General features: G+C 61.5%; 21 protein-coding genes. 5 read left to right on the top strand and 16 right to left on the bottom strand.

The window, feature by feature from the left end; genetic code table 11:
- Window positions 1-110: 110 nt before the first annotated feature.
- The 13 genes from ACMGGN_RS04190 to flgB form a co-directional block, all read right to left on the bottom strand.
- Window positions 111-3,692 (bottom strand): glycosyltransferase, encoded by a 3,582-nt coding sequence (locus ACMGGN_RS04190; protein WP_414156477.1) that lies wholly within the window; start codon window positions 3,690-3,692, stop codon window positions 111-113.
- 118 nt (window positions 3,693-3,810) lie between these two features.
- Window positions 3,811-5,385, bottom strand: coding sequence for a flagellar hook-associated protein 3 (locus tag ACMGGN_RS04185; protein WP_119687560.1), 1,575 nt, complete (start codon window positions 5,383-5,385; stop codon window positions 3,811-3,813).
- Between the two features lie 13 nt (window positions 5,386-5,398).
- Window positions 5,399-7,447: a flagellar hook-associated protein FlgK gene (gene flgK, locus ACMGGN_RS04180; RefSeq protein ID WP_119687561.1), complete on the bottom strand. Its 2,049-nt coding sequence runs from the start codon at window positions 7,445-7,447 to the stop codon at window positions 5,399-5,401.
- A 12-nt stretch (window positions 7,448-7,459) separates the two neighbouring features.
- Window positions 7,460-8,626, bottom strand: a complete 1,167-nt coding sequence (gene flgJ, locus ACMGGN_RS04175) for a flagellar assembly peptidoglycan hydrolase FlgJ (protein WP_119687562.1) — start codon at window positions 8,624-8,626, stop codon at window positions 7,460-7,462.
- A gap of 11 nt (window positions 8,627-8,637) precedes the next feature.
- Window positions 8,638-9,747, bottom strand: coding sequence for a flagellar basal body P-ring protein FlgI (locus ACMGGN_RS04170; protein ID WP_414156476.1), 1,110 nt, complete (start codon window positions 9,745-9,747; stop codon window positions 8,638-8,640).
- A 12-nt stretch (window positions 9,748-9,759) separates the two neighbouring features.
- A complete protein-coding gene (gene flgH / locus ACMGGN_RS04165) occupies window positions 9,760-10,455 on the bottom strand; it encodes a flagellar basal body L-ring protein FlgH (protein ID WP_115274174.1) in 696 nt (231 codons plus the stop codon).
- 34 nt (window positions 10,456-10,489) lie between these two features.
- Window positions 10,490-11,275 carry a flagellar basal-body rod protein FlgG gene (gene flgG, locus ACMGGN_RS04160; protein ID WP_012315556.1) on the bottom strand — a complete coding sequence of 262 codons (786 nt, stop codon included), beginning with the start codon at window positions 11,273-11,275 and terminating at the stop codon, window positions 10,490-10,492.
- Between the two features lie 47 nt (window positions 11,276-11,322).
- Entirely contained in the window at window positions 11,323-12,063 is a 741-nt protein-coding gene (gene flgF, locus ACMGGN_RS04155; RefSeq protein WP_119687563.1) for a flagellar basal-body rod protein FlgF, read from the bottom strand.
- 333 nt (window positions 12,064-12,396) lie between these two features.
- Window positions 12,397-12,582: a hypothetical protein gene (locus ACMGGN_RS04150; protein ID WP_012315558.1), complete on the bottom strand. Its 186-nt coding sequence runs from the start codon at window positions 12,580-12,582 to the stop codon at window positions 12,397-12,399.
- Window positions 12,583-12,655: 73 nt separating this feature from the next.
- Window positions 12,656-14,011 carry a flagellar hook protein FlgE gene (flgE, locus tag ACMGGN_RS04145; RefSeq protein WP_115274172.1) on the bottom strand — a complete coding sequence of 452 codons (1,356 nt, stop codon included), beginning with the start codon at window positions 14,009-14,011 and terminating at the stop codon, window positions 12,656-12,658.
- A gap of 30 nt (window positions 14,012-14,041) precedes the next feature.
- Window positions 14,042-14,749, bottom strand: coding sequence for a flagellar hook assembly protein FlgD (gene flgD, locus ACMGGN_RS04140; protein WP_174142103.1), 708 nt, complete (start codon window positions 14,747-14,749; stop codon window positions 14,042-14,044).
- A 15-nt stretch (window positions 14,750-14,764) separates the two neighbouring features.
- Window positions 14,765-15,208 carry a flagellar basal body rod protein FlgC gene (flgC, locus tag ACMGGN_RS04135; protein WP_012315561.1) on the bottom strand — a complete coding sequence of 148 codons (444 nt, stop codon included), beginning with the start codon at window positions 15,206-15,208 and terminating at the stop codon, window positions 14,765-14,767.
- Window positions 15,209-15,210: 2 nt separating this feature from the next.
- Entirely contained in the window at window positions 15,211-15,621 is a 411-nt protein-coding gene (gene flgB / locus ACMGGN_RS04130) for a flagellar basal body rod protein FlgB (protein ID WP_012315562.1), read from the bottom strand.
- A gap of 102 nt (window positions 15,622-15,723) precedes the next feature.
- On the opposite strand from flgB, the gene ACMGGN_RS04125 reads away from it, so the two are divergent.
- Window positions 15,724-15,963: a hypothetical protein gene (locus ACMGGN_RS04125; protein WP_281869587.1), complete on the top strand. Its 240-nt coding sequence runs from the start codon at window positions 15,724-15,726 to the stop codon at window positions 15,961-15,963.
- On the opposite strand, the gene cheR is transcribed toward ACMGGN_RS04125, so the two are convergent.
- Window positions 15,948-16,775 carry a protein-glutamate O-methyltransferase CheR gene (gene cheR, locus ACMGGN_RS04120; protein ID WP_012315563.1) on the bottom strand — a complete coding sequence of 276 codons (828 nt, stop codon included), beginning with the start codon at window positions 16,773-16,775 and terminating at the stop codon, window positions 15,948-15,950. The genes ACMGGN_RS04125 and cheR overlap by 16 nt on opposite strands.
- 51 nt (window positions 16,776-16,826) lie before the next feature.
- Complete coding sequence (locus tag ACMGGN_RS04115) at window positions 16,827-17,756, bottom strand: chemotaxis protein CheV (protein WP_012315564.1); 930 nt, start codon at window positions 17,754-17,756, stop codon at window positions 16,827-16,829.
- 78 nt (window positions 17,757-17,834) lie between these two features.
- Here ACMGGN_RS04115 and flgA point away from each other — a divergent pair, with 78 nt between their 5' ends.
- The 4 genes from flgA (at window position 17,835) to ACMGGN_RS04095 (ending at window position 20,390) form a co-directional block, all read left to right on the top strand.
- Entirely contained in the window at window positions 17,835-18,587 is a 753-nt protein-coding gene (flgA, locus tag ACMGGN_RS04110) for a flagellar basal body P-ring formation chaperone FlgA (protein ID WP_237860213.1), read from the top strand.
- Between the two features lie 150 nt (window positions 18,588-18,737).
- Complete coding sequence (gene flgM, locus ACMGGN_RS04105; RefSeq protein ID WP_046785380.1) at window positions 18,738-19,049, top strand: flagellar biosynthesis anti-sigma factor FlgM; 312 nt, start codon at window positions 18,738-18,740, stop codon at window positions 19,047-19,049.
- Window positions 19,050-19,098: 49 nt separating this feature from the next.
- Window positions 19,099-19,566 carry a flagella synthesis protein FlgN gene (locus ACMGGN_RS04100; protein ID WP_119687565.1) on the top strand — a complete coding sequence of 156 codons (468 nt, stop codon included), beginning with the start codon at window positions 19,099-19,101 and terminating at the stop codon, window positions 19,564-19,566.
- Between the two features lie 80 nt (window positions 19,567-19,646).
- Window positions 19,647-20,390, top strand: coding sequence for a flagellar brake protein (locus ACMGGN_RS04095; protein ID WP_115274168.1), 744 nt, complete (start codon window positions 19,647-19,649; stop codon window positions 20,388-20,390).
- A gap of 214 nt (window positions 20,391-20,604) precedes the next feature.
- Here ACMGGN_RS04095 and ACMGGN_RS04090 read toward each other — a convergent pair whose 3' ends face one another.
- The gene (locus ACMGGN_RS04090; RefSeq protein ID WP_046785382.1) at window positions 20,605-21,936 is read right to left on the bottom strand and encodes an MFS transporter; all 1,332 of its coding nucleotides are present in this window, start codon (window positions 21,934-21,936) and stop codon (window positions 20,605-20,607) included.
- Window positions 21,937-22,050 lie beyond the last annotated feature (114 nt).

Raw genomic sequence — 22,050 nt, 5'->3', positions numbered from 1 at the left:
TCGTCACCGGCCATAAGTCGTGTGGCTGCACGATTTATGGCGATATGACGGGGGGCTTGCAGGAAACGCGCCAGAAGGCGCTTTACTGGTGTCGTCCATACACCCCGCAGTCAGCCCGGCATCCAGCCGCTGTACCAATGCTGAACGTGCTCTTCGCGCAGCACATAGTCACGCAGCACTTCCTGCTTCAGACGGTCGCCCTGGCGGAAACTTTCGTCAGGGTCCGCCAGGTGCATGCGGATCGCCTCCAGCCACTCGGCGGTGCTGTTGGTCTTGATCCGCGTGCACGGCAAGTAGCCTTCATAGGCACGGGTATCGGTGACGATCACCGGGTACCCGCACGCGCCGTATTCCAGCAAGCGCAAGTTGCTCTTGCAGTCATTGAAGATGTGATACTCCAGTGGCGCCAAGGCCAGGTCCAGGTTCAGGCTGGCGAGCTTGGCCGGGTACAGCTCCAGCGGCACCGGCGGATGGAACTCGCTGATGTAGGGCCGCAATGCCGGCGGACACATACCGAAGAACACCCATTGGACTTCGTTCGCCAAGGTCTTGACCACCTCGGCAATCACTTCCAGGTCGCCGGTATGGCTGGTGCCACCGCCCCAACCCACCCGCGGCTTGCGCGCGCTGCGGCGCTGGCTACGCAAACCGGTCCAGAGCTGCTCGGCCAGCATGTTCGGCATTACCCGGATATCGCTATGGGTGTCATGCAGGGCATCCGCCAGCGCCTGGGTCGACACCACCAGCCGATCACAGCGTTCGATACCTCGGCGCAGGGATTTTTCCAGATCTTTTGGCGTGTGCTTGAGGTGCCCGTTCTTCTTCGGCACATCAATCACGTAGTCGTCCAGCTCGTAGATGCAAAAGCCCTTGGAGAAGGTCTTGAGGCGCTCGATCTCCTTGACGAACCCTTCGGTATAACGCCCCTGCAGAATTGCCACATCCGGCGAGCTGCGTTCCAGCTCGACGTTGCTCGGTATCTCGAAGTACTGCTGCTGGGTCACCCAGCCAGCCTTCTCCAGCTCGACCAGCGGCTGGATCACCCGGTAATGCCCGACCGCAGTCTTGTTCATTGGCAACGCCAGCACATGGGGCAGTGGACGGCTGACGAAAGGCGTCCAGGCGGCCTTGAGGCCCGGATCCAGGCAGAAGCTGGAGCCGTTCAGGGACAGGTTGATATTGTAAGCGGGGTCACGCGCTACCACCGGCATCCAGGCCTTGAAGAAGGCATCATGCTGCTGCGCCAGCCGGGCCTGGCGCTCGGCTTCAGCCTGCGCATCGATCGCCGCCGGCGCTGGCGGGTCCAGTACCAGCCGGGCATCCGGCGCCCACACCACAAGGTACCCGGCTTCGCCCAGGCGCAGGCCCAGGTCGATATCGCTGAAGGCCAGGCTGAAGACGCTTTCATTGAGCCCGCCCAACGACAGGAACAGCTCTTTGCGCACCAACAGGCAATCAGCCCCGACAGCAGAATAATTCTGCGCCACTTGCAAGCGCTGCATGTAACCGCCCGCCTCCATCGGCTCGCCCACGAACGGCGACCCCACGGCGCCACGCAGGCCCAGCACGCCGCCCGCATGCACGATCAGACCGTGGGCGTTGCAGAGCTTGGCACCCACCGCTCCGACTTCAGGGCGCTGGCCATGGCTGAGCAGTGCGTCGAGCCAGTCTGGCTCGGTGACCACAGCGAACGGGCTCAGCATCAGCAGGTATTCACCCCGGGCGTGTTGCGCGGCAAGGTTCTGCACAGCGGCGAAGCTGGCCTGCTCGCCCAGCATCAGGACCCGCAACTTGTCTTCGCCCAGCTGTTGAAGGGCGCTGAGCCAGGCGTGAGTCTCGGCACCTTGACTGGCATTGTCGACAATCAGCACTTCGTAGTGACCGTAGGCGGTCTTCTCAAGCACGCTTTCCAGGCAGCGCTCGAGGGCAGGCAACTGGTCCTGGGCACTGATCACCAGGCTTACCAGTGGCTGGGTGGCGTGCAGGTAGCGGACCTGGTTGATTGCCCCGCCACTGTTCTGCAGCCGGTAGGTCACGCCCAAGCGCTTGAGGTGGGCATCCAGCAGTTTCGGATTTTCCTCAACCACTGCCTGCGAAGACAGCCAGGCAGCGTAGCTGAACGCGCTTTCGGCCAGCACTTCCGGAATGTGCTCGATGGCATGCGGGCCGCGGCTTTCCACAAGACGCCAGAGCAGATCGTGCGGCGCCAGCTCGCGATATCCGGGCGTGAAACCGCCCAGTACCCGCAAGGCGTCAAGCGAGAACGCCAGCATGCGACCGGTATAGGGGTAGCCGCGCATCAAATCGAGGTTGAAGTCGGGCTTGAACACCGGCTCTACGGACGCCTCATCCCGCACGCCCCCCTCATCGCCATAGCAGCAGGCGATCTGCGGGCGCGATACGACCCGCTCGGCCAGGAGCATCAGGCTGAAGGCATTGAGCCGGTCGCCAGCACGCAGCAGGTAGATCCAGTCCACCTCGCCCAACTGGTCAAACGCCGTGTTCAGTTGTTCAGCCCAGTCGGCCTGCAATGGCTGGTGGACCCTGCGAACATCTGGGCCGCCTGGCAGCGGCGCGCTGGACAATACCAGCGTCATCTCTGCGCCATAGGCCTGGCGCTCAATGCTGTCCAGGGTAACCTGCAGAGCTTGTGCATCACCCTCGCTGTCGATAACCACGGGCACGATTCGCGGACGAGTTGGCCAGTGCTCGCTAAGGCGCATCAGACGCGCGAGCACCAGCGGATCCTGTCGGCAGGCCAGCCATTTGCTGTACAGCTCGGCAAAACTGTCGCTGTCGCTGCCGACATGAGATTCCTGGATCGCCTGCAAGCAGCGCAGGGTATGGATCAGGAACAGGTTCTCCCAGATACGCTGGGTATCGCTCTCGTCGCCCTGGAGGATTTGCACCCGCACCCAACCGGAGAACGGCTCACGTACTGCAGTGCGCGCGGCGAACATGTCGCGCAGGTGTTGTGATTCACTGGTAGCGGCAGCCTTCACATCGCTCTGGCGACGCAATTGGTCGGGATGAACCCGCTCGACACAGTGCACCCCGGCGGTCACGCCCAGATGGCCGCGACGCAGCAGGCACACGAACAACACGAAATCGAGCATTGCCACAAAGCCCGGCGCCAGCGCAGGCAGCAATTCACGCAGATCGCGCGTACGCACCAGCACGCTGCTCAGCCCGCCGATGAAGTTGAGCTGGCGGGTCTCGAAGAAATCCAGCAGGTCGTCACCGTTGAACAGTGTGTCGCCAAAGGTGACCGGGCTGGTTTCCAGACGCTGCGGCAAAATGTGATCTTCAGCATCGACCAGGTGGCGCCTGGCCGCGACCAGGCTGACATCGTCATGGGCCTGGAACAGTCGCACCTGGCTGGACACGCAATCGGCCATCAGGCGGTCATCGTCACAGAGGAACTTGATGTAGTCGCCCTGGCTCTGCTCCAGCCCGTGTTGCAAATTCCCGGCAAAACCCAGCGGTTGCGGGTTACGCAAGTAAATCAGTGGATGACGTGCAAGACTGCGCAGCTCATCGACCACCGCCTCGATCTGCGTACCTGGGCTGTCGTCGCAGACGATGACTTCGAGGTTTGCGTAATCCTGAGCCAGGGCGCTGACCAGAGCAGTACGGAAGTAACGGGGGTTGCAGGCGGGAATGACGAGGCTGACTAGAGGGGCTGGGTTCACGAGGAAATCTCTCGACCGATGACTGCCCGCAGGGAATTCAGAACAGTCGATACTACGGGGAAATCAATGCGCCTTCACCGCGTACCCGAGGGGTAAGCGGTGAAGGCGACGGGCGCACTTAACCGATGGCGTTGAACAGGCTCAGCTGGCTGACGCGTGCGAAAGCCGCCTGCGAAGCCTGAAGCAAGGTCTGCTGCTGGGTAAGGCGGACCAGCACGGTGGCAGGGTCCGAGTCACGGATCGACGACTGCGTGGTGCTGTTGGCAATGCTCAGACTCTCGTTGGTGTTTTGCTGGATTTCCAGCGCCTTGCCACGGGCACCGATATCGGTGACTGCCGTGTTGAGCGCGTCCTGACCGCTCTGGATATTGGCGATGGCCGAATCCAGGTCTGCACGCAGTTGCTGGTAGGCCGCGTTGTCGCCGTCGATCGGCTTGCTCAACGCCGTACGCAACTGGGCGACGGTGTCCAGAACGTTCTGGGTCTGGTGGTTGTCGACGTTCACCACGTACTGGTCACCGGACTGCTGCGCGGGCGTGCTGGTGAAGGTGAAGTCCACACCGGCAGCCGAGGCGACGTTGCCAGTCATGGCACCACTGGCCACCGGGCGGCTGTCAGCGGTCAGCGGCTGGGCATAGAGTTCGAAGTCCGTGGCGCTGGTGAACTTGATGACCGCACCGCCATTGGGAAACATGGCTTTGTACTGGGCCGGATCAGTGATGCTGATCGACGATACCTGAGCACTCGACGGGTTGCCCGGGCTACGGGTCGCAGTGATGGTATCGGGCTTGCTTTGCAGGGTGAAGGTATGACCTGCCACCGCTGCATCCGGAACGTCGCCGTCCTGAAGGTTGATGTTCAGCCGCATGTCCACACCACGGAAGCTGATCATCGATCCGCCTACGGTATCGGGATCGAATTTACCGCCCTGGGTGGCCTCGGCGGTCACATCGTTGCCCAAGCTGTCGGTGATGCTGAACTCGGTACTGCTGAGCATGGTGACTGTGTACGGCTGACCACTGCGGAAGCGATCGTTGTACGTGACGCTGCCGGACACTTGCCCATTGGACAGCTTCACGCGGCCATCATCCACCGCGGGGGCGCTCAGGCTGGTTTCGGTGCGGCTGGTGTTGAGGGCTTGCTCGAATACGCTATAGCCAGAGCTGTTGCCGGCCATCTTGAGCATGTCACCAACCTGCAGCTCCAGCTGGGTCTGGTCACCTTGATAAGAATAGGTACCATCGGCATTGCGCACGAACGGCGCGGTGTCGGTACTGGAACCGGCAAACAGGTACTGGCCGTTCTCATCACGGCTGTTCATGAGGCTCAACAGCTGGTCTTCCAACTGCCCCAGCTCGGCTGCCTTGGCCTTGCGCTCGGTGTCGGTGTAGCCGGCATTACCCGACTCGATCGCCAGCTCGTTGACCCGCGTCAGGATCGTGTTGATCGAATTGAGCGTGGTCTCGGTCTGGTTCAGCGAGTTGGTGATGTTTGTCGCGTTGGTCTTGTACTGGGCCAGCATGTCTGCCTGATTACCCAGCTGCAGCAGACGTGCAGCCCCCACCGGATCATCGGCAGCGGTATTGACCCTGACGAAGGAACTGGCCTCTTCGTTGGTCTTGATCAGGTTGGAATAGTTGCGCTGGTAGTTCGCCGCGCTGGTCTGGTAGAACTGGGCCGTGGAAATACGCATGGATCAATACTCCTTAAAGCGCAGCGATCAGGGTGTTGAAGATGTCCTGCGCCGTCTTGATGATCTGCGACGAGGCCGTGTAGTACTGCTGGTACTTGATCAGGTTGCTGGCTTCTTCATCCAGCTGCACGCCGGACAACGAATCACGGGCACCGGCAGCCTGGGTAAGGATGACGCCGGTTGCCTGGGTGTCCATCTGGCCCTGCTTGGCCTGGGCACCCACACTTTCCACCAGTTTGCCGTAGGCATCGGTAATGCTGATGCCCTTGGTCGAACCAATGTCCATCGTCTGTTTGGTCTGCAGCTCCTGCAGGGACAGTGCATTGCGGTTGTCCGAGGAGCCTGCGCCGGTCAACGATACGGTAAAGCTGTCGCCATTCTTGGGCGAGCCGGCTACATCCATCTCGAAGCTGAATGACTTCTGGACGCCGCTGGCGTCATTGATCGGGTTGCCCGAGGCATCGATCATTGGCACATCGAGCTTCAGGGTATTGCTTTGCCCCGGAATGAAGGTGCCGGTGCCAATACTGTTGCCCTTGGCATCGAAGGCTTCGTAGGTTTGCGGTGAGGTGGTTTCGTCACCGAACACCAGGCGCACCGGGGTGGAATACTTTATGCCGGTTTGCAGCTCCAGACGCTGGGCAGGGTCGGCGATGTCCAGCACCGAGGTCAGGACCGGCTGGGTGATGACACCGGTACCGGTATTGCCGCTGCCGGATGTGGCGGTCAGCGGTGCGGCCAAGGCCAGCCGCTTGGCGTCGGTAAGCACCACATCGATTTCTGCCGAGGCATTGCGGGTCGGGGTGATCTTGAAGCTGTCCCCCACTGCAGCAGTACCGCTCTTGAGGTCGATGCTGAAACCGTCGATCACCGGTGCCGGGTCGTCGTTGGTGCTGTAGGTGCCCATGTCCGTGCCGTCAGGCAGCTTCTTGACCTGGAACTTGTCCGCGGTCGGGCCAACGAACGTCACCTGATAGTCACTGGTGCTCAGCTTGCCGGTATCGCGGATGACAACGTTCAGGGCGGCGTCGCCAGCATTGCCAATCTTGGCAGTGCTGCGCGCAGACATGGCTTTGTCGCTGTTGATGTCGCCAAACAGAGCAGCGCCGAATTCACCGTTCTTGTCGATACCTTGGCCGAGCTGCGAGTTGATCTGCTGCGACACCACCAGCGCGATACGACCCAGCTCGTTCATGGCCGGCGCCAGGGTTTCACTGCGGTAGCGCAACAGCCCACCCATTTCACCACCGGTGATGCTGTTGGTGATGTCCATGGTGGTGCTGCCACGATCGAGCTTGATCGCAAACTGCGTAGGGTCGGTGGCGCTGGGTTCAGCGCTCATCTTGTTGGTGGTCTTGCCCAGTACCAGTGACTGGCCGTTCTTCAGGTAGACGTCGATATTGCCGTCACGCTCGACGGTTTGCACGCCCACCAACTCATTGAGCTGGCGCACGGCCTCGTTGCGCTGATCGAGCAGGTCGTTGGGCTGACCATTGACTGCCGAAACCTTGGAAATCTGCTCGTTGTACTGCGCGATACTGGAGGTCAGCTCGTTGATCCGGGCGGTCATCGAGCTCAAGTTGCCATTGATGTTGGTGTTCTGCTCCTTGAACTGGGCAGACAGGCTGTTGAAGCGATTGGCCAACGCATCGGCATTGCTTAACAACAGCTGGCGGGAAGCATCTTCGGTCGGCTTGTTGGCGGCGCTCTGCAAGGCGGAAAAGAAGTTGGTCAGCGCGCCAGTGATACCGGTGTTGCTGTCAGACAACAAGTTGTTGAGCGGCGTGACCTGATTCAGGTAGGCGGTGCTGTCACTGTTGAGCGAGGTGGCGGTCTGCAACTGTGCATCCAGGAAGGCGTTGTACACCCGGCGCACATCCGCCAGCGTCGTACCGGTGCCCATGAACAACTGGCCTTCCTGAAGCGAACCCTTGGCACGCTGGATGTTCTGCTGACGGGAGTACCCGGCGACATCGGCGTTGGCGATGTTGTTGCCTGTGGTATGCAGACCCGACTGGGAGGCCGACAACCCCGACATGCCAATGTTGATCAAACTCGCCATGTTTCCATACCCTTAAAGTGGTGTTGTGGTACCGAGCGATGCATAGCTCTCGTACGACTTCATCTGTCTTGCGATCTGCGAGATCTTGCTGGCGTAATTCGGGTCGGTGGCGTACCCGGCCTTTTGCAACTCTTGCACGAACTGTTCTGGCTTATCGGCCGCCTTCACCGCTTCTTGATAGCGGGAATTGTTCTGCAGCAGGCTCACCAGGTCGTGGAAGCTGTCCTGGTAGGAATCGTAGGAGCGGAACGCTGCCGTCTCCTTGACGAACTGGCCGTCACGGAACTCGCTGGTGATCGCCCGCGCCGAATCGCCTTCCCAATTGCCCGTGGCCTTGATGCCGAACAGGTTGTGGCTGCTGCTACCATCGCTGTTGCGCATGACCGACTTGCCCCAACCGGTTTCCAGGGCGGCCTGGGCCACCAGGTAACGCGGGTCGACACCGATACGCTTGGCGGCCTGTTCGGCCATCGGCAGCATGGTGGCGACGAATGCGTCGCTGTCGGCGAACGCTTTCTTCGGCGCCAAAGGAGGCTGCGCCACGGCACGGCCGGTGATGCGCAGGCCGCGTTCGGGCACGGCAAAGCTCTGGGCCACCTGCTGCCCATCGCGAGCCGGCACGGCGGCGGTATTGGTGGCTGCCGCCGGAGTGTCCGCCGAGGGCACGATACCGGCCAGCAAACGGTCGGTCAGCTTGCCCGGCAACGCCAGGCGCCGTGAATTGAGCGCGGCAACGTCGTTTCGGCTGGCAGCCGACTGCGCGGCATGTACCGGCTCGGCTACCTTGTTGCCCCACAGCGCCGGCGCACTGCCCTCGATACGCGGGAACGGGCTGGTGTTGACCGGCGCGCTCTTGTTCTTCGACAGCTGGCGCACCAGCACGTCCTGCAGGCCGATACCGCCGCCCTCGCGGGACATGCTCACAGCCAGCTGCTGGTCGTACATGTCGCGGTACTGCTTGACCGTCGCGCTGTTCATCGGGTTGTCATCGGCCAGTACATCACTGGCCTTGCGCGAGGCCTTGAGCATTTCGCTGATGAACAGCGACTCGAACTCCTGGGCCACCTTGCGCACATTGGCGTCGCTGTCGCGATCACCGTGCTTGAGCGAGCTCAGGCGATTGAGGTCGGTGTAGGCGCCGCTGTCGGCCGCGCTGGAAACCAGGCTTTTCGAGTTCATGCGTGGCGTCCTCAGATCACGATCAGGTCGGCCTGCAAGGCGCCGGCCTGTTTCAGGGCTTCGAGGATGGCCATCAGGTCGCTGGGCGCTGCGCCCACCTGGTTCACCGCACGGACGATTTCATCCAGCGTGGTGCCCGGGCCGAACTTGAACATCGGCTTGGCTTCCTGTTGCGCGTTGACCCGCGAGCGCGGCACCACGGCCGTCTCGCCATTGGAGAACGGCCCCGGCTGGCTGACGATCGGGTCTTCGGTGATGGTCACGGTCAGGCTGCCGTGGGTCACCGCGGCCGGCGAGACCTTGACGTTCTGGCCGATCACGATGGTGCCGGTACGCGAATTGATGATGACCTTGGCAACAGCCTGGCCCGGGTCGATCTCCAGGTTTTCAAGGATCGACAGGTAGTCCACACGCTGAGTCGGGTCCATCGGCGCGCTGACGCGCACCGAGCCGCCATCCATGGCCTGGGCCACGCCTGGGCCCAGCAGTTCGTTGACCTTGTCGACGATACGCTTGGCGGTGGTGAAGTCGGGCCGGTTGAGGTTCAACGTCAGACTATTGCCCTGGTTGAAACCACTCGGTACTGCACGCTCCACCGAAGCGCCACCCGGGATACGGCCAGCTGACGGAACGTTGACGGTGATCTTCGAGCCATCGCGGCCTTCGGCATCGAAGCCGCCGACCACCAGGTTGCCCTGGGCGATCGCATAGACGTTGCCGTCGATACCCTTGAGCGGCGTCATCAGCAGGCTGCCGCCGCGCAGGCTCTTGGAGTTGCCGATCGAGGACACGGTAATGTCCACCACCTGGCCCGGCTTGGCGAATGGCGGCAGGTCGGCATGCACCGACACCGCAGCGACGTTTTTCAGCTGCACGTTGCCGGAGCCGGCGGGCACTTTGATGCCGAACTGCGACAGCATGTTGTTGAACGTCTGCAGGGTGAATGGCGTCTGGGTGGTCTGGTCACCCGTGCCGTTGAGCCCCACCACCAGGCCGTAACCGATCAACTGGTTGGAACGCACGCCCGAGATACTGGCGATGTCCTTCAGGCGCTCGGCATGGGCGCCGAACGCACAGGACAGAAGCAAGGTTGCGGCAATCAGTTGCCTGACGTTGAACATGTTCATCCGTACTCAGAAGGGCCAAAGCGGGCTGAGGAAGAAACGGTCCAGCCAACCAGGCTGGCTGGCGTCGGCGAAGGAACCGGTACCCGAATAGGTGATGCGCGCATCGGCCACACGGGTGGACGGCACTGTGTTGTCGGTGGCGATGTCGTCGGCGCGGATCAGGCCGGCGATGCGCACCAGCTCTTCGCCGGTGTTCAGGGTCATCCACTTCTCACCACGCACGGCGATGATGCCGTTGGGCAGCACTTCAGCGACGGTGACAGTGACCGAACCCGTCAGCGTATTGCCTTGGGTAGCCTTGCTGTCGCCCTTGGTGGCGCGCTCACCGCTGTAGCCCGCTTCCAGCGACAGATCGCCGCTGCCGAACGGGTTGTTGGTGCTCGGCGTGGCACCGAACAGCGAGGTCAGGCCGATGTTGGCGCTGCTGTCCTTCTGGATCTGCGAACCGGCATTCTTGCTGGCCGAGGTGCGTTCGTTGAGCGTGATGGTGATGATGTCACCGACGCGGAACGCCTTGCGGTCGCTGTACAGGTTCTGCTCGAAACCGGCCTGGTAGATCGAACCGTTGTTGGCCGCTGCCGGCAACGGGGTGCGCGGCAAAACCGGCGCGTAGTACGGGTCGTTGGGCTTGGCCGTCGGCGCGACGCAACCAGCCAGCAACACCGCCCCCCCCAGGGCGAACAGGGACAACAGACGATTCATGACGCTTACCTCACGGTGTAACAGGGACTTGGGCTTACAACTGCTGGGTGACAAACGACAGCATCTGGTCGGCGGTGGAGATGACCTTGGAGTTCATCTCGTAGGCGCGCTGAGTGGTGATCATGTTCACCAGCTCTTCCACGGTGCTGACGTTGGAGTTTTCCAGGGTCTGCTGCAGGGTGGTGCCGAAGCCGTTCAGGCCTGGGGTACCGACCTGTGGGGCACCACTGGCAGCGGTTTCCAGGAACAGGTTGTCGCCGATCGCCTGCAGGCCGGCCGGGTTGATGAAGTCGGCGGTCTGGATGTTGCCGATCACCTGCGCTGCCGGGTTGCCCGCAGTGGTGATCGACACGGTGCCGTCCTGGCCGACGGTGAAGGTCTGGGCGTCGTTCGGCACGACCACCGCAGGCTCCAGCGCAAAACCATTGGCGGTGACGATCTGGCCGTCGGAGTTCAGGTGGAAGGTACCGTCACGGGTATACGAAACCGTTCCGTCCGGCTGCAGCACCTGGAAGAAACCACGGCCGTTGACCGCCATGTCCAGCGGGTTTTCGGTGGTCTGCAGGCTGCCGGTCTGGAAGTTTTTCTGAGTGCCGACGATGCGCACACCGGTACCGACCTGCAGGCCCGACGGCAGTTCGCTGTCCTGGGTGGACTGCGCGCCTGGCTGGCGTTTGATCTGGTACAGCAGGTCCTGGAACTCGGCGCGGTCACGCTTGAAGCCGGTGGTCGACACGTTGGCCAGGTTGTTGGAAATGACCGTCAGGTTGGTGTCCTGGGCGGACAGGCCGGTTTTAGCGACCCAAAGAGCCGGAAGCATCAGTATTCTCCTCGTGCGCCTGTTTTACGGCACCCGTTCAAGTGTGGTTAGCCGAGTTGCAAAACACGCGCCATGGCTTCGTCGCCTTCCTTGGCCGCGTTCATCATTTTCACGTGCAGTTCGAATTGGCGAGACAGCGCCAGCACCGACGTCATCTCTTCGACGGCATTGACGTTGCTGCCCTCCAGGAAGCCCGATACGACCTTGACGTTGACGTCGGCAGCAGCCGGCTGGCCGCTGGCGGTGTGGATCAGCCCGTCCAGGCCCTTGGTCAGGCCTTTGGTGTCCGGGTTGACCAGCTTGATCCGGTCGACTTCAGCCATCACCCGCGGGTCTTCACCCATGGAGCGGATGCTGATGGTGCCGTCAGCGCCGACTTCGACCTTCTGCTCTGGCGGAATGGCGATCGGGCCGCCGTTGCCGATCACCGGCATGCCATTGCCGGCGCGCAGCACGCCGAGGGCATCGATGTTCAGGCTACCGGTACGCACGTAGGCTTCGCTGCCATCGGGGGCCTGCACGGCAATGAAGCCCTGCCCCGCCACCGCCACGTCCAGGTCACGCCCGGTCTCGACCATGGGCCCTTCACTGAAGTCGGTGGCAGGACGCTCGGTCATGGCATACGCCCGCGACGGAAAGCTGTCACCAAACACCGGCATCGAGCGCGCCTGCTCCAGGTCACGCTGGAAACCATTGGTGGAAATGTTCGCCAGGTTGTTGGCATGGGCCTTCTGCGCCAGCGCGTTCTGGCTGGCGCCGGTCATGGCCACGTAAAGCATCTTGTCCACAGTCATCCTCCGCTGCACTGGCGATTGCTTGCCGCTCGCCGTTGCTGTGCAGGCACTCAAGCAAGTTCCGAACCAACTTTTTGAAATGATGAAAAAGCCTGTAAATACGGGCTTTGGGGGGAGCTGCCAACCATGAGAACGCCGGTTATCCGGCGCCGGGTTGCCGGTAGCGGCAAAGCAGGTGTTTGCACCGGCCTCATCGCCGGCAAGCCGGCTCCCACAGGGTTTAGCAGCGCTGCGGATATTGTGGGGGCAAATGTCTTACCCAATTTCTAGAAGTTAACGCAATTCCTGTGGGAGCCGGCTTGCCGGCGATGAGGCCGGTGCAGGCAATCACCGATCGCGGCAACCGCCATTGTTGTAGGGCCCGGCAAAACGCTTCCAGCCATCCCCCGGCGACCATTGCGAGCACACCAGGCGCCCATCCACCTGGCTTTCCCAGCGCCACCAGGGCGCAGTACCGGCCTGCGCCTGATACAGGCAGAAGGCAGCGAGCAACGCGACAAGCAACCTTTTCATGAAACACTCCTGCAAAAACGACAAACCCCTTCACGACAAAGGGGTTCGCCTTCACACCATTAACCCGCGACCATCAAGTCATCTGAATGATGGTCTGCATGATGGTGCTTTCGGTGGAGATGGTCTTGGCGTTCGCCTGGTAATTGCTCTGCGCCTTGATCAGCTCGACCAGCTCCTGGGTCAGGTTGACGTTCGAAGCCTCCAGCGCATTGGACTCGACGCTACCCAGCGTACCGGTCTTGGGCTCATCGATGCCGGGAATGCCGGAAGAGAAGGTTTCGGTCCAGCGGGTGCCACCGATCTGCTGCAGGCCCTGCTCGTTGGCGAAGCTGGCCAGTGCCACCTGGCCAATGGCGCGCGACTGCTGGTTGCTGAAGCTGGCGAACAGCACACCAGTGGAGTCGATGCTCAGGCTCGACAGGATACCGGTGGCGTAGCCATCCTGGGACTGCGACATGCGCGCGGTCTCGGTGTTGTAGGACGTGGTGCTGTTCATCGACAGTTTCATGCCGTCGGCGTTGCCGGCAGCGCCATTGGACGCCCAGTTGCCCGCCGCATCTTCCACCGCCGGCACCCAACCAGTCATGGTGAAGGTGTTGTTGGTCACGGTGAACGATGCACCCGCCGGGTGCCCTGTGTTATCGGCAGTCATGCTGCTGACAGAACCATCGCTGCTGAAACTGATGGTGCCGGTCAGCGGCGTGGTGGAAGCAGGATCGAACGGGTTACGACCGTCGACCAACGTGTACATGGTCCATTCGTTCGTACCGGTTTTGCGGTAGAACTGCTCCATGGTGTGCTCGTTACCCTGGCTGTCGTACACCTTGGTCGGGAACGACTTGGAATAGGTCGTCTCGTCGGTAGGATCGAACGGCAGGTTCGGCACCATGGCGCCCGTACCATCATCGATTTCCAACGGAATGTCGGTGGCCGACGAATTCAGGTTGATGCCTTGGTCGATCAGCGAGGTGGCCTTGGGCTGCAGCGCCGACGTATCGATCTGCAGGTCGGTCAGCACGCCCTTCTGGATCTTGCCGGTCGCATCGGCAGCGTAGCCTTGCAGGCGCAGGCCGTCCGAGGTGACCACGAAGTTGTTCTTGTCGGCCTGGAAAGCACCGGCACGGGTGTAGACACGCGAGCCGTTGTCGGAGAGGACGAAAAAGCCCTGCCCCTGGATACCCATGTCCAGCACGTTACCCGTGTTATTGACGTCGCCCTGGGAGAACTGCTGCGAGATCGCCGCCAGACGCACGCCGTTGCCGACCTGGTTCTTGCCCACACCCAGGCGATTGGCGCCAGCATAGACGTCGGCGAACTCGGCACGCGAGGATTTGAAGCCGGTGGTATTGACGTTGGCGATGTTGTTGCCGGTAACGTCCAGCTGCTTGTTGGCTGCGTACAGACCGCTAAGGCCGATATTGAAAGACATGAATTCGCTCCTGTGCCGCGCTAGCGGGCCTTAGATACCGATGGTTTGTACGTCAGAGAGGGAGACCTTGCCGACGCCCGCAAGGTTGAGCACCATTTCGCCGGTGGCATTGAAGCTGACACTGGTCACCTTCGCTGGCAGCAGCGTGCTCATCTGCACCGACTGGCCATCCACGGTGGTGCTGGCGGTGAAGGTGTAGGTACCCGGGTCGACCTTCTCGCCACTGTTGTTGGTGCCGTCCCAGATGAAATCGGCATAACCGGCTGCCTGCTCGCCCAACTCGATGGTCTTGACGGTGTTGCCGTCCTTGTCCTTGATGGTGATCTTCGCTTCACTGATTGCCTGCGGCACGACGAACTGCGCATTGAAGCTCTGGGTGGTATCGACCACCGCCTTGTCGTTCTGCACCACCACCGAACGGCCGACCAGTGACGAGGCCTGAAGGGCCTGGGACGAAGCCATGGCATTGGTGATGCTGCTGACCGATTCGTTCAGGGAGGTGATGCCTTCCAGGCTGCTAAACTGCGCCAACTGGGCCACGAACTCGCCGTTCTCCTGCGGGTCCAGCGGGTTCTGGTGCTGCATCTGGGTAACCAGCAACTGCAGGAACGCGTCCTTGCCAAGCGCGTCGGTACCGGTCTTGGACGCGGTATCGGTGGCTTTCTTGGCGGTGCCACCGACGCCCGACGCAGTCAGGACATCATTGAGGTTCACACCGCTGGTGCTATCGACTGCCATGGTCTGGATTCCTTATCACTGACCCAGGGTCAGTACTTTCTGCATCATGTTCTTGGCGGTGTTCATCAGCTCGGCGTTGGTCTGGAACGCGCGGCTGGCGGAGATCATGTCAGCCATCTCCTCGACCACATTGACGTTCGGGTAGTAGACGTAACCGTCCTTGTTCGCCGCCGGATGGTTGGGCTCGTAGCGTGCTTCGAGGTTGCTCTGGTCTTCGATGATGCCCTTGACCTGCACACCCTGCCCTGCCTCACCCTGATCTTCGAACAGCGACTGGCTGCCGCCGGCTTGCGCATTCTGGAAGGTGGTGGCAAACACCGGGTGCCGCGCGCGGTAGGTCTGGTCGATGCTCGACGAAACGGTCTCGGCGTTGGCGATGTTGGAAGCAACGGTGTTGAGGCGGGTGTTCTGCGCACTCATGCCGCTACCGGCAATGTTGAAAACACTGGACAGGGACATGGTCATTCTCCGCGCAGGGCCGATACCAGCCCTTTGAATTTACTGTTGAGCAGGGTAAAGCTGGCCTGGAAGCCAATGGCGTTTTCCGTGTAGTTCGATTGCTCGATCTGGGCGTCCACGGTGTTCTGGTCGATCGACGGCTGCGTCGGCGTGCGGTACTGCAGCGTGTCGTCGGCCATTGCCAGGCCTTCGGCCTCGATGTGGCGGCTGTTGGTACGGTCCATGGCAAAGCGGCCACCGCTCTGCTGCTTCTGGCTTTCGGCGGCGAGCACCGAAGAGAAGTCCATGTCACGCGCCTTGTAATTGGGCGTGTCAGCGTTGGCGATGTTGTTGGCCAGCACTTCGGCGCGCTGGGCGCGGAAGCCCAGGGCCTTTTCATGGATGCCAAGCGCCTTGTCGAAACTGATGCTCATGTCGGGGAAACCTTCGAAGGTTGACCGGAATATCGTTGGCCAAGCTATAGCAAGGGCTGTGCCAATGTTTTGAAAGGCCGGAAACATTGGGCTGGAGCAGGGATGGCTGATGGCGCGATGCCAGAAAAGCGGCAAAAGGCTTCCGCCTGGAGAAGGGAAAGCGGCAATTGCCGGGCGGCAAAAGCGGCAAAACAAAAAATTGACGTCAAGCGGCGTGAGTGGCGACGGGGTGCAAAAGGCCTGCTTTTAGAGTGCGGGTTTCTTGAGATCGAACGCCGCGCTGGCGGCGCTCGATATCAGGCCTTCCCAAAACAGCCCGCAGCCCATCACTTGGCCTGGTAAATGATTCCCGGGCTGCACTGCACCATCTGGTAATGGTCCGGCAAACCATTGAGCGCCTCGGACGCCCCCAGGAAAAGATACCCACCCGGCTTCAGGGTGCTGTGAATACGCAGCAAGATGTCTTTCTTCACCTGTGCCGAGAAATAGATCAACACATTCCGGCAAAACACGATGTCGAACTTGCCCAGCGCGGCATAGCTGTCGAGCAGGTTGAACGAGCGGAACTCGACCCGGCTGCGAATGGCCGGTTTCACCGCCCAGCGCCCCGGCCCCTTGGTGTCGAAGTAACGCTGCAAGCGCTCCTGGGACAGGCCACGGGCGATCGCCAGGCTGTCGTACTCGCCGGTCTTGCAGTTGTTCAGCATCGAACCGGACAGGTCGGTGGCAACGATCTGCGCACCCATCTTCAACTGGCCCAGGTTGCTGCGCTCGAACTCATCGATGGCCATCGAAATGGAGTACGGCTCCTGGCCCGACGAGCAGGCCGCCGACCACATGCGCAGGCGCTGGCCGGGGTTGTTCTTGATGAACTCGGGAATGACCTTGTTCTTCAGCACTTCGAATGGGTAGGTATCGCGAAACCACAAGGTTTCGTTGGTGGTCATCGCATCCACCACCTGCTCGCGCAAGCCGCCACGTGGCTGGGCCTGGATGCGCTGCACCAGCTCACCCAGGCTCTTGATGCCCTGCTGCTCCATCAGCTTGTTCAGTCGGCTGGAGACCAGGTACTGCTTGTTCTCACCCAGCAGGATGCCACAGGCTTTCTCCAGGAATACCCGGAACTGTTCGAAATCCAAATTACCCGTAGACACTACTGCGGCCTCTTTTCAATCACAGGTACCGGGAGTCGCCTCCCGGCTACTTCAATGCGTTGCCTTGATCCGGTCGACCACGCGCTGGGCCAGGTCGTCCGGCTTGAACTTGGCCAGGAAGTCATCGGCACCGACCTTCTTGACCATCGCCTGGTTGAACACCCCGGACAACGAAGTATGCAGGCAGATATGCAGTTTTTGCATGCGCGGGTCACTGCGGATCTCGGCCGTCAGCGTATAGCCGTCCATCTCTGGCATCTCGATGTCCGAAATCATCATCAGGAACTCTTCTTCCGGCCGCTTGCCCTCGTCCACCAGCTTGCGCAGGTAGTCCAGAGCCTGGCGCCCATCATTGAGCGCCACCACCTCGACGCCGACCGTCTGCAGGCAGCGGCTGACCTGCTTGCGCGCCACCGACGAATCATCGACGGTCAGCACACGCAGCAGTACGGCCTTGTCCTGCGTGTCGGCATCGACCACACCGGCTGACACCGACTCGGACGACGGCGCCACCTCGGCCAGCACCTTTTCCACGTCGATGATTTCAACCATGCGGTTGTCCACCCGGGTGACCGCAGTCAGGTAGTGGTCGCGGCCAGTGCCCTTGGGTGGCGGGTGGATCTCTTCCCAGTTCATGTTGACGATGCGCTCCACCGAGTGCACCAGAAAACCCTGGGTCTTGGTGTTGTACTCGGTGATGATCACGAAGCTGTTGCGAGTCTCTTCCTTCAGCCCGGGCAAACCGGTGGCCATCGACAGGTCGAGAATCGGGATGGTCGCCCCACGAATGTTGGCCACACCACGCACCACCGGGTGGGACTTGGGCAGCACGGTCAGCTCAGGGCATTGCAGCACCTCGCGGACCTTGAACACGTTGATGCCGTAAAGCTGCGCGCCGTTGAGGCGGAACAGCAGCAATTCCAGGCGATTCTGCCCAACCAGCTGTGTGCGCTGGTTGACTGAATCCATTACCCCCGCCATGCCTGACTCCTTTTTCTTTCTGCCATTTCGTAGCCACTCCTACAGCGAGTCGGCACGGGCTTTGCTTTTTTGAGCGTCATGTACACGAAAACGACAATTTTCCGACGACTGACGCACCTGCTGAGCGGCTCGCTGGCTGCGCTGTGCCTGCTGGCACCCGGCGCTCGCACGCTGGCGGACGCGGTTACCTTGCCTGAACAGCTTATCGGTGTCACCCAAGGGTTTCTTGAATTCACCGTAGAGGATTACCTGGCCACGACCCAGACAGCAGGCCGCTACGAAATACAGGTCAACTCGCTCGACCCACGGCTGCGCATGCCCCTGTGCAGCCAGCAACTGGACGCCTCGCTGGAAAGCCCGGCGCAGCCACTGGGGCGTGTAACGGTACGTGTACGCTGCAACGGCGCCGCGCCGTGGACCGTCTTCGTACCGGCAACAGTGCGGCTGTTCCGCGATGTGGTGGTGGTTACCCGCCCGCTGAAGCGCCAGAATATCGTTGCCGAAGGTGACGTGGCCCTGCGCGAACGTGACGTTGGCACCCTCACCCAAGGCTTTCTCACCGATCTCGACCAGGCGGTTGGCATGAAGATGCTGCGCCCCACAGTGATCGACCAGGTCCTGACCCCCCAGCACCTGGAGCAGGCCGAAGTGATACGCAAGGGTGATCAGGTGGTGATCATCGCCCGCAGCGGCAGCCTCGCCGTACGCATGCCCGGCGAGGCCCTAAGCAAGGGTGGCCAGGGCGAACAGATCCGGGTGCGCAACCTGAATTCGCAGCGGGTAGTGAAGGCCCGTGTCACGGCCCCCGGCCAAGTGGAGGTCGCCATGTAGATTGGGCTGGCGGTGTACAACCGCTTTTCCTAAACTGTGTCAGAACGGGTTCGCGGGCTTGCCGACAGGCGGCTAAGCATTTGTGCCTAAAGTTTCTTTCGGGATGGCCGAAAACATGGCAAGCGTCCAAATACCCAGGGGTTTCTGATCATGGTCATCGACTTCAGTCGTTTGAATAACTCTCCGTCCATCACGGGCGGCGTTCGCGGCAATGCCGCGCCCGGCAACGCCGACAAGTCCGGCGAAACCACCGCGCCGAAAAGCGCAAGCGCCAGCGGAGAAGCGGTACACCTCAGCCAAGAGGCCCAGCAGTTGCAAAAGGTCAGCGACAAGCTGCGCGACCAGCCCGTTGTCGACAATGCCCGCGTGGCACAGTTGAAACAGGCGATCGCAGATGGCAGCTACCAGGTCGATGCCGGCCGGGTCGCCAGCAAACTGCTCGATTTCGAAGCCCAGCGCTGACCGTTCGGCGCGCTGACTTCACGGACGCTAAAAAAGCCAAGAGTTAGCCATGCACGACATCACATTGCTGCAACTGATCGAAGACGACATCGCCCCTACCCAGGAGCTGCTCGACCTGCTTGAGCAGGAGGCAGTCGCCCTGCACGGGCGCGATATGGCGCCGCTGGAGGGCATCCTGGCCCGCAAGCAGTCGCTGATCGTTCTGCTCGAGCAGCAAGGCATCCGCCGCCATAACCTGCTCACCAGCCTCGGCCTCAGCGCCGACCGCGCCGGGGTGCAGGCCGTCGCTGCGCAGTCGCCAAACGGTGAAGTCATCATGCAACAACTCAACGTGCTGACCGAATTGATGGAAACCTGTCAGAAGGTCAACGAGACCAATGGCAGGATCGTTCAGGTACAACAGCACGTCACAGCCAACCAGATCAGAATCCTCATGGGCGGCGACTCTCCGTCGCTCTACGACAGCCGTGGCGCCACCTCGCCATTGGCCAAGCCCCGGGCGCTCAGCCAAGTGTGATTAGTTCTATCAAGGCACGGAACATACTGGCAAAATGCCGTTACTTGCGTGTGTCGTTTTTGCCTGGAGATTGATAACCCGTGTTCAATGAGACCGATGCTCCGCAGCCGCCAAAGGTGCTGAACACTCCTTTGGAGATTGCGGCCAACCTGCGCCAGTTGATGGAGAGCCATGATCCTTTGATCATCACCTTCCATGAGCGCAGCCAGCGCTTTCAGAGCTACGTGGTTCATGTGGACCGTGACAGCAATACCTTGGCGCTGGACGAGATGATCCCGCGCGATGGCGAAAAATTCATCGAGAACGGCGAGCCGTTCCGCGTCGAAGGTTTCCACGACGGCGTACGCATTGCGTGGGAGTGCAACCACGAACTGAGGATCACCGAGGTCGATGGCCACCGTTCATACCGCGGCGCCCTGCCGGACGAGATGACCTACCACCAGCGCCGCAATGCATTCCGCGCCGCACTGAAGCTGTCGCAGCTGGTCGATGTGATTCTCGACGGCACCCACCTCAAGGGCAATGGCGCCTTGCGCGGCAAGCTGCTGGACATCTCCGCCACGGGCTGCAAACTGCGCTTTGAAGGCAATGTCGAGGAGCGCCTGCAACTGGGCCAGGTTTACGAGCGCTTCAAGGCCAGCAGCCCGCTGGGGCTGGTGGACACCATGGTCGAGCTGCGCCACCTGCATTACGAAGAGCGGATCAACACCACCTTTGCCGGCGTGCGTTTCCATAACCTCAATGGCCAGGCGCAGCGCAAGATAGAGAGCTTCGTGTACCAGTTGCAGCGCGAAGCGCGGCGGTTCGATAAAGACGATTATTGATCGCCTGCCGAACGCGCAAACGCCACCTCAAGACTAGTGCCAGTCTTTCAAGCGATTTAGCGCCGCTTTGCGGCCCATCGCCGGCAAGCCGGCTCCCACAGGGTCTGCGCAGCTCTTGAAGTCTGCGCTGTACCTGTAGGAGCCGGCTTGCCGGCGATGGGCTGCGCAGCAGCCCTAATAAAGCTATTTTTTTTGTGCCTACCCCGGCCCCGCCTCAAACCGGCTTGCTAACCTCGCCCGGGTCAGCCGGTTCGGCCTTCTCTTCCGCCTCGGTATCTTCAGCCGCCACCGGCGCCTGCATCACCTCCTGCACGGTCTGTTCATCCACCCGCGGGTCGAGCGCCGCCGACAATGGCGAACCCGCCGCCGGCATAGCCACGTGCCCCAACGGTGCATCCTGTACCTGGTGCAGCCCGGTGACCGCCTTCGGACGAATCCGCCACACCAGCACCAGCGCGAAGAACACGAAGAAGGCATACAGCATCTGCGCGCCCAGCACCTTCATCAGCACCCCCGCCGCCAGCGGCCCGATGCACGCACCCACGCCGTAGGTGACCAGCAGCATGGCGGTCAGCGAGACACGCCGCTCGCTTTCCACGTGGTCATTGGAAAAAGCGACAGCCAGGGGATAAAGGCAGAACTGCAGCAGCGAAATCAGAAAGCCGATACCGAACAGCAACTCCAGTGGCACATTGGGCAGGATCGCCAGCGGCGCCGCCGCCAGCGCCAGGCCCACAGCCACGCTGCGGATCAGCACGGCCCGGTCATAACGGTCGGACAACCAGCCCAACGGCCACTGCACCAGCAGCCCGGCAAAGATGCAGCTACCCATGAACAAGCCGATCTGCTCGGTGGAAAGCCCCTGGCTGGACGCATACAGCGGCGCCAGGCCGTAGAAGGAGCCGACGATCAAACCCGAACCAAGCACGGTGCTCAGCGACTGCGGCACGCGCTTGATGAAAAATTTCGGCTCCATCGGTGCCGGGCGCAGCGGCGCCGGGTGAATGCGCCGGGTCATCGCCACCGGCACCAGGCACAGGGCGAAGCACATCGCGACCAGCATCAACAGCTCAGGGCCAAGCTCGGGGTGCACCACCAGAATCAGCTGACCGAGCACCAGCCCCAGGTAGGAGGCAATCATGTACCCGCCGAATACCGCGCCGCGGTGCTTGGCGTCGGCCTGCTCGTTGAGCCAGCTTTCGATGACCATGTACTGGCACATCATGCCCAGGCCAACGAGCATCCGCAGCCCGACCCAGGCCGGTAGCCAGTTGGTCATGCCATGGCCCAGCACTGCCGCGCAGACGATTCCGGCGCAGGTGGTATAGGCCCGGATGTGCCCTACCCGGCCGATCAGTCGGTGGCCAACCTTGCCACCAACAGCCAGGCCGAAATAGTTGGCCGCCATCAAGGCACCGACCCATAGGCTGTCGACATGATCGGCCGCCAGGCGCAGTGCCAGGTAAGTACTGAGCAGACCCGAGCCGATAAGCATCATCAAGGCAGCGAAATACAACGACTGAAACGGCTTCCAGATGTTTCGCATACGTCCCGTCGGGCTCCCTGGTCAGGTGGCGTTGGCTTGCTGGCAAGCATAAAAGCAAATCAGCCGCGGCGCAGTCCCCTGCCTGCGAAATAGCAGAACAGGGGCGCGTGCAGT

This window comes from Pseudomonas sp. BNK-30, assembly GCF_047456185.1.
In the GTDB taxonomy this organism is placed as follows: domain Bacteria; phylum Pseudomonadota; class Gammaproteobacteria; order Pseudomonadales; family Pseudomonadaceae; genus Aquipseudomonas; species Aquipseudomonas putida_E.
This window is presented reverse-complemented; position numbering and strand designations above follow the sequence as displayed.

What these genes read in the sequence shown, in the direction of transcription:
- flgD (WP_174142103.1), bottom strand. Translation starts at nt 14,749, where the DNA reads ATGGCAGTCGATAGCACCAGCGGTGTGAACCTCAATGATGTCCTGACT.
- flgH (WP_115274174.1), bottom strand. Translation starts at nt 10,455, where the DNA reads ATGAATCGTCTGTTGTCCCTGTTCGCCCTGGGGGGGGCGGTGTTGCTG.
- ACMGGN_RS04115 (WP_012315564.1), bottom strand. Translation starts at nt 17,756, where the DNA reads ATGGCGGGGGTAATGGATTCAGTCAACCAGCGCACACAGCTGGTTGGG.
- flgB (WP_012315562.1), bottom strand. Translation starts at nt 15,621, where the DNA reads ATGAGCATCAGTTTCGACAAGGCGCTTGGCATCCATGAAAAGGCCCTG.
- flgJ (WP_119687562.1), bottom strand. Translation starts at nt 8,626, where the DNA reads ATGAACTCGAAAAGCCTGGTTTCCAGCGCGGCCGACAGCGGCGCCTAC.
- ACMGGN_RS04150 (WP_012315558.1), bottom strand. Translation starts at nt 12,582, where the DNA reads ATGAAAAGGTTGCTTGTCGCGTTGCTCGCTGCCTTCTGCCTGTATCAG.
- ACMGGN_RS04090 (WP_046785382.1), bottom strand. Translation starts at nt 21,936, where the DNA reads ATGCGAAACATCTGGAAGCCGTTTCAGTCGTTGTATTTCGCTGCCTTG.
- flgM (WP_046785380.1), top strand. Translation starts at nt 18,738, where the DNA reads ATGGTCATCGACTTCAGTCGTTTGAATAACTCTCCGTCCATCACGGGC.
- flgC (WP_012315561.1), bottom strand. Translation starts at nt 15,208, where the DNA reads ATGTCCCTGTCCAGTGTTTTCAACATTGCCGGTAGCGGCATGAGTGCG.
- ACMGGN_RS04125 (WP_281869587.1), top strand. Translation starts at nt 15,724, where the DNA reads ATGGCTGATGGCGCGATGCCAGAAAAGCGGCAAAAGGCTTCCGCCTGG.
- flgA (WP_237860213.1), top strand. Translation starts at nt 17,835, where the DNA reads ATGTACACGAAAACGACAATTTTCCGACGACTGACGCACCTGCTGAGC.
- flgG (WP_012315556.1), bottom strand. Translation starts at nt 11,275, where the DNA reads ATGCTTCCGGCTCTTTGGGTCGCTAAAACCGGCCTGTCCGCCCAGGAC.
- ACMGGN_RS04100 (WP_119687565.1), top strand. Translation starts at nt 19,099, where the DNA reads ATGCACGACATCACATTGCTGCAACTGATCGAAGACGACATCGCCCCT.
- flgK (WP_119687561.1), bottom strand. Translation starts at nt 7,447, where the DNA reads ATGGCGAGTTTGATCAACATTGGCATGTCGGGGTTGTCGGCCTCCCAG.
- ACMGGN_RS04170 (WP_414156476.1), bottom strand. Translation starts at nt 9,747, where the DNA reads ATGTTCAACGTCAGGCAACTGATTGCCGCAACCTTGCTTCTGTCCTGT.
- ACMGGN_RS04185 (WP_119687560.1), bottom strand. Translation starts at nt 5,385, where the DNA reads ATGCGTATTTCCACGGCCCAGTTCTACCAGACCAGCGCGGCGAACTAC.
- flgE (WP_115274172.1), bottom strand. Translation starts at nt 14,011, where the DNA reads ATGTCTTTCAATATCGGCCTTAGCGGTCTGTACGCAGCCAACAAGCAG.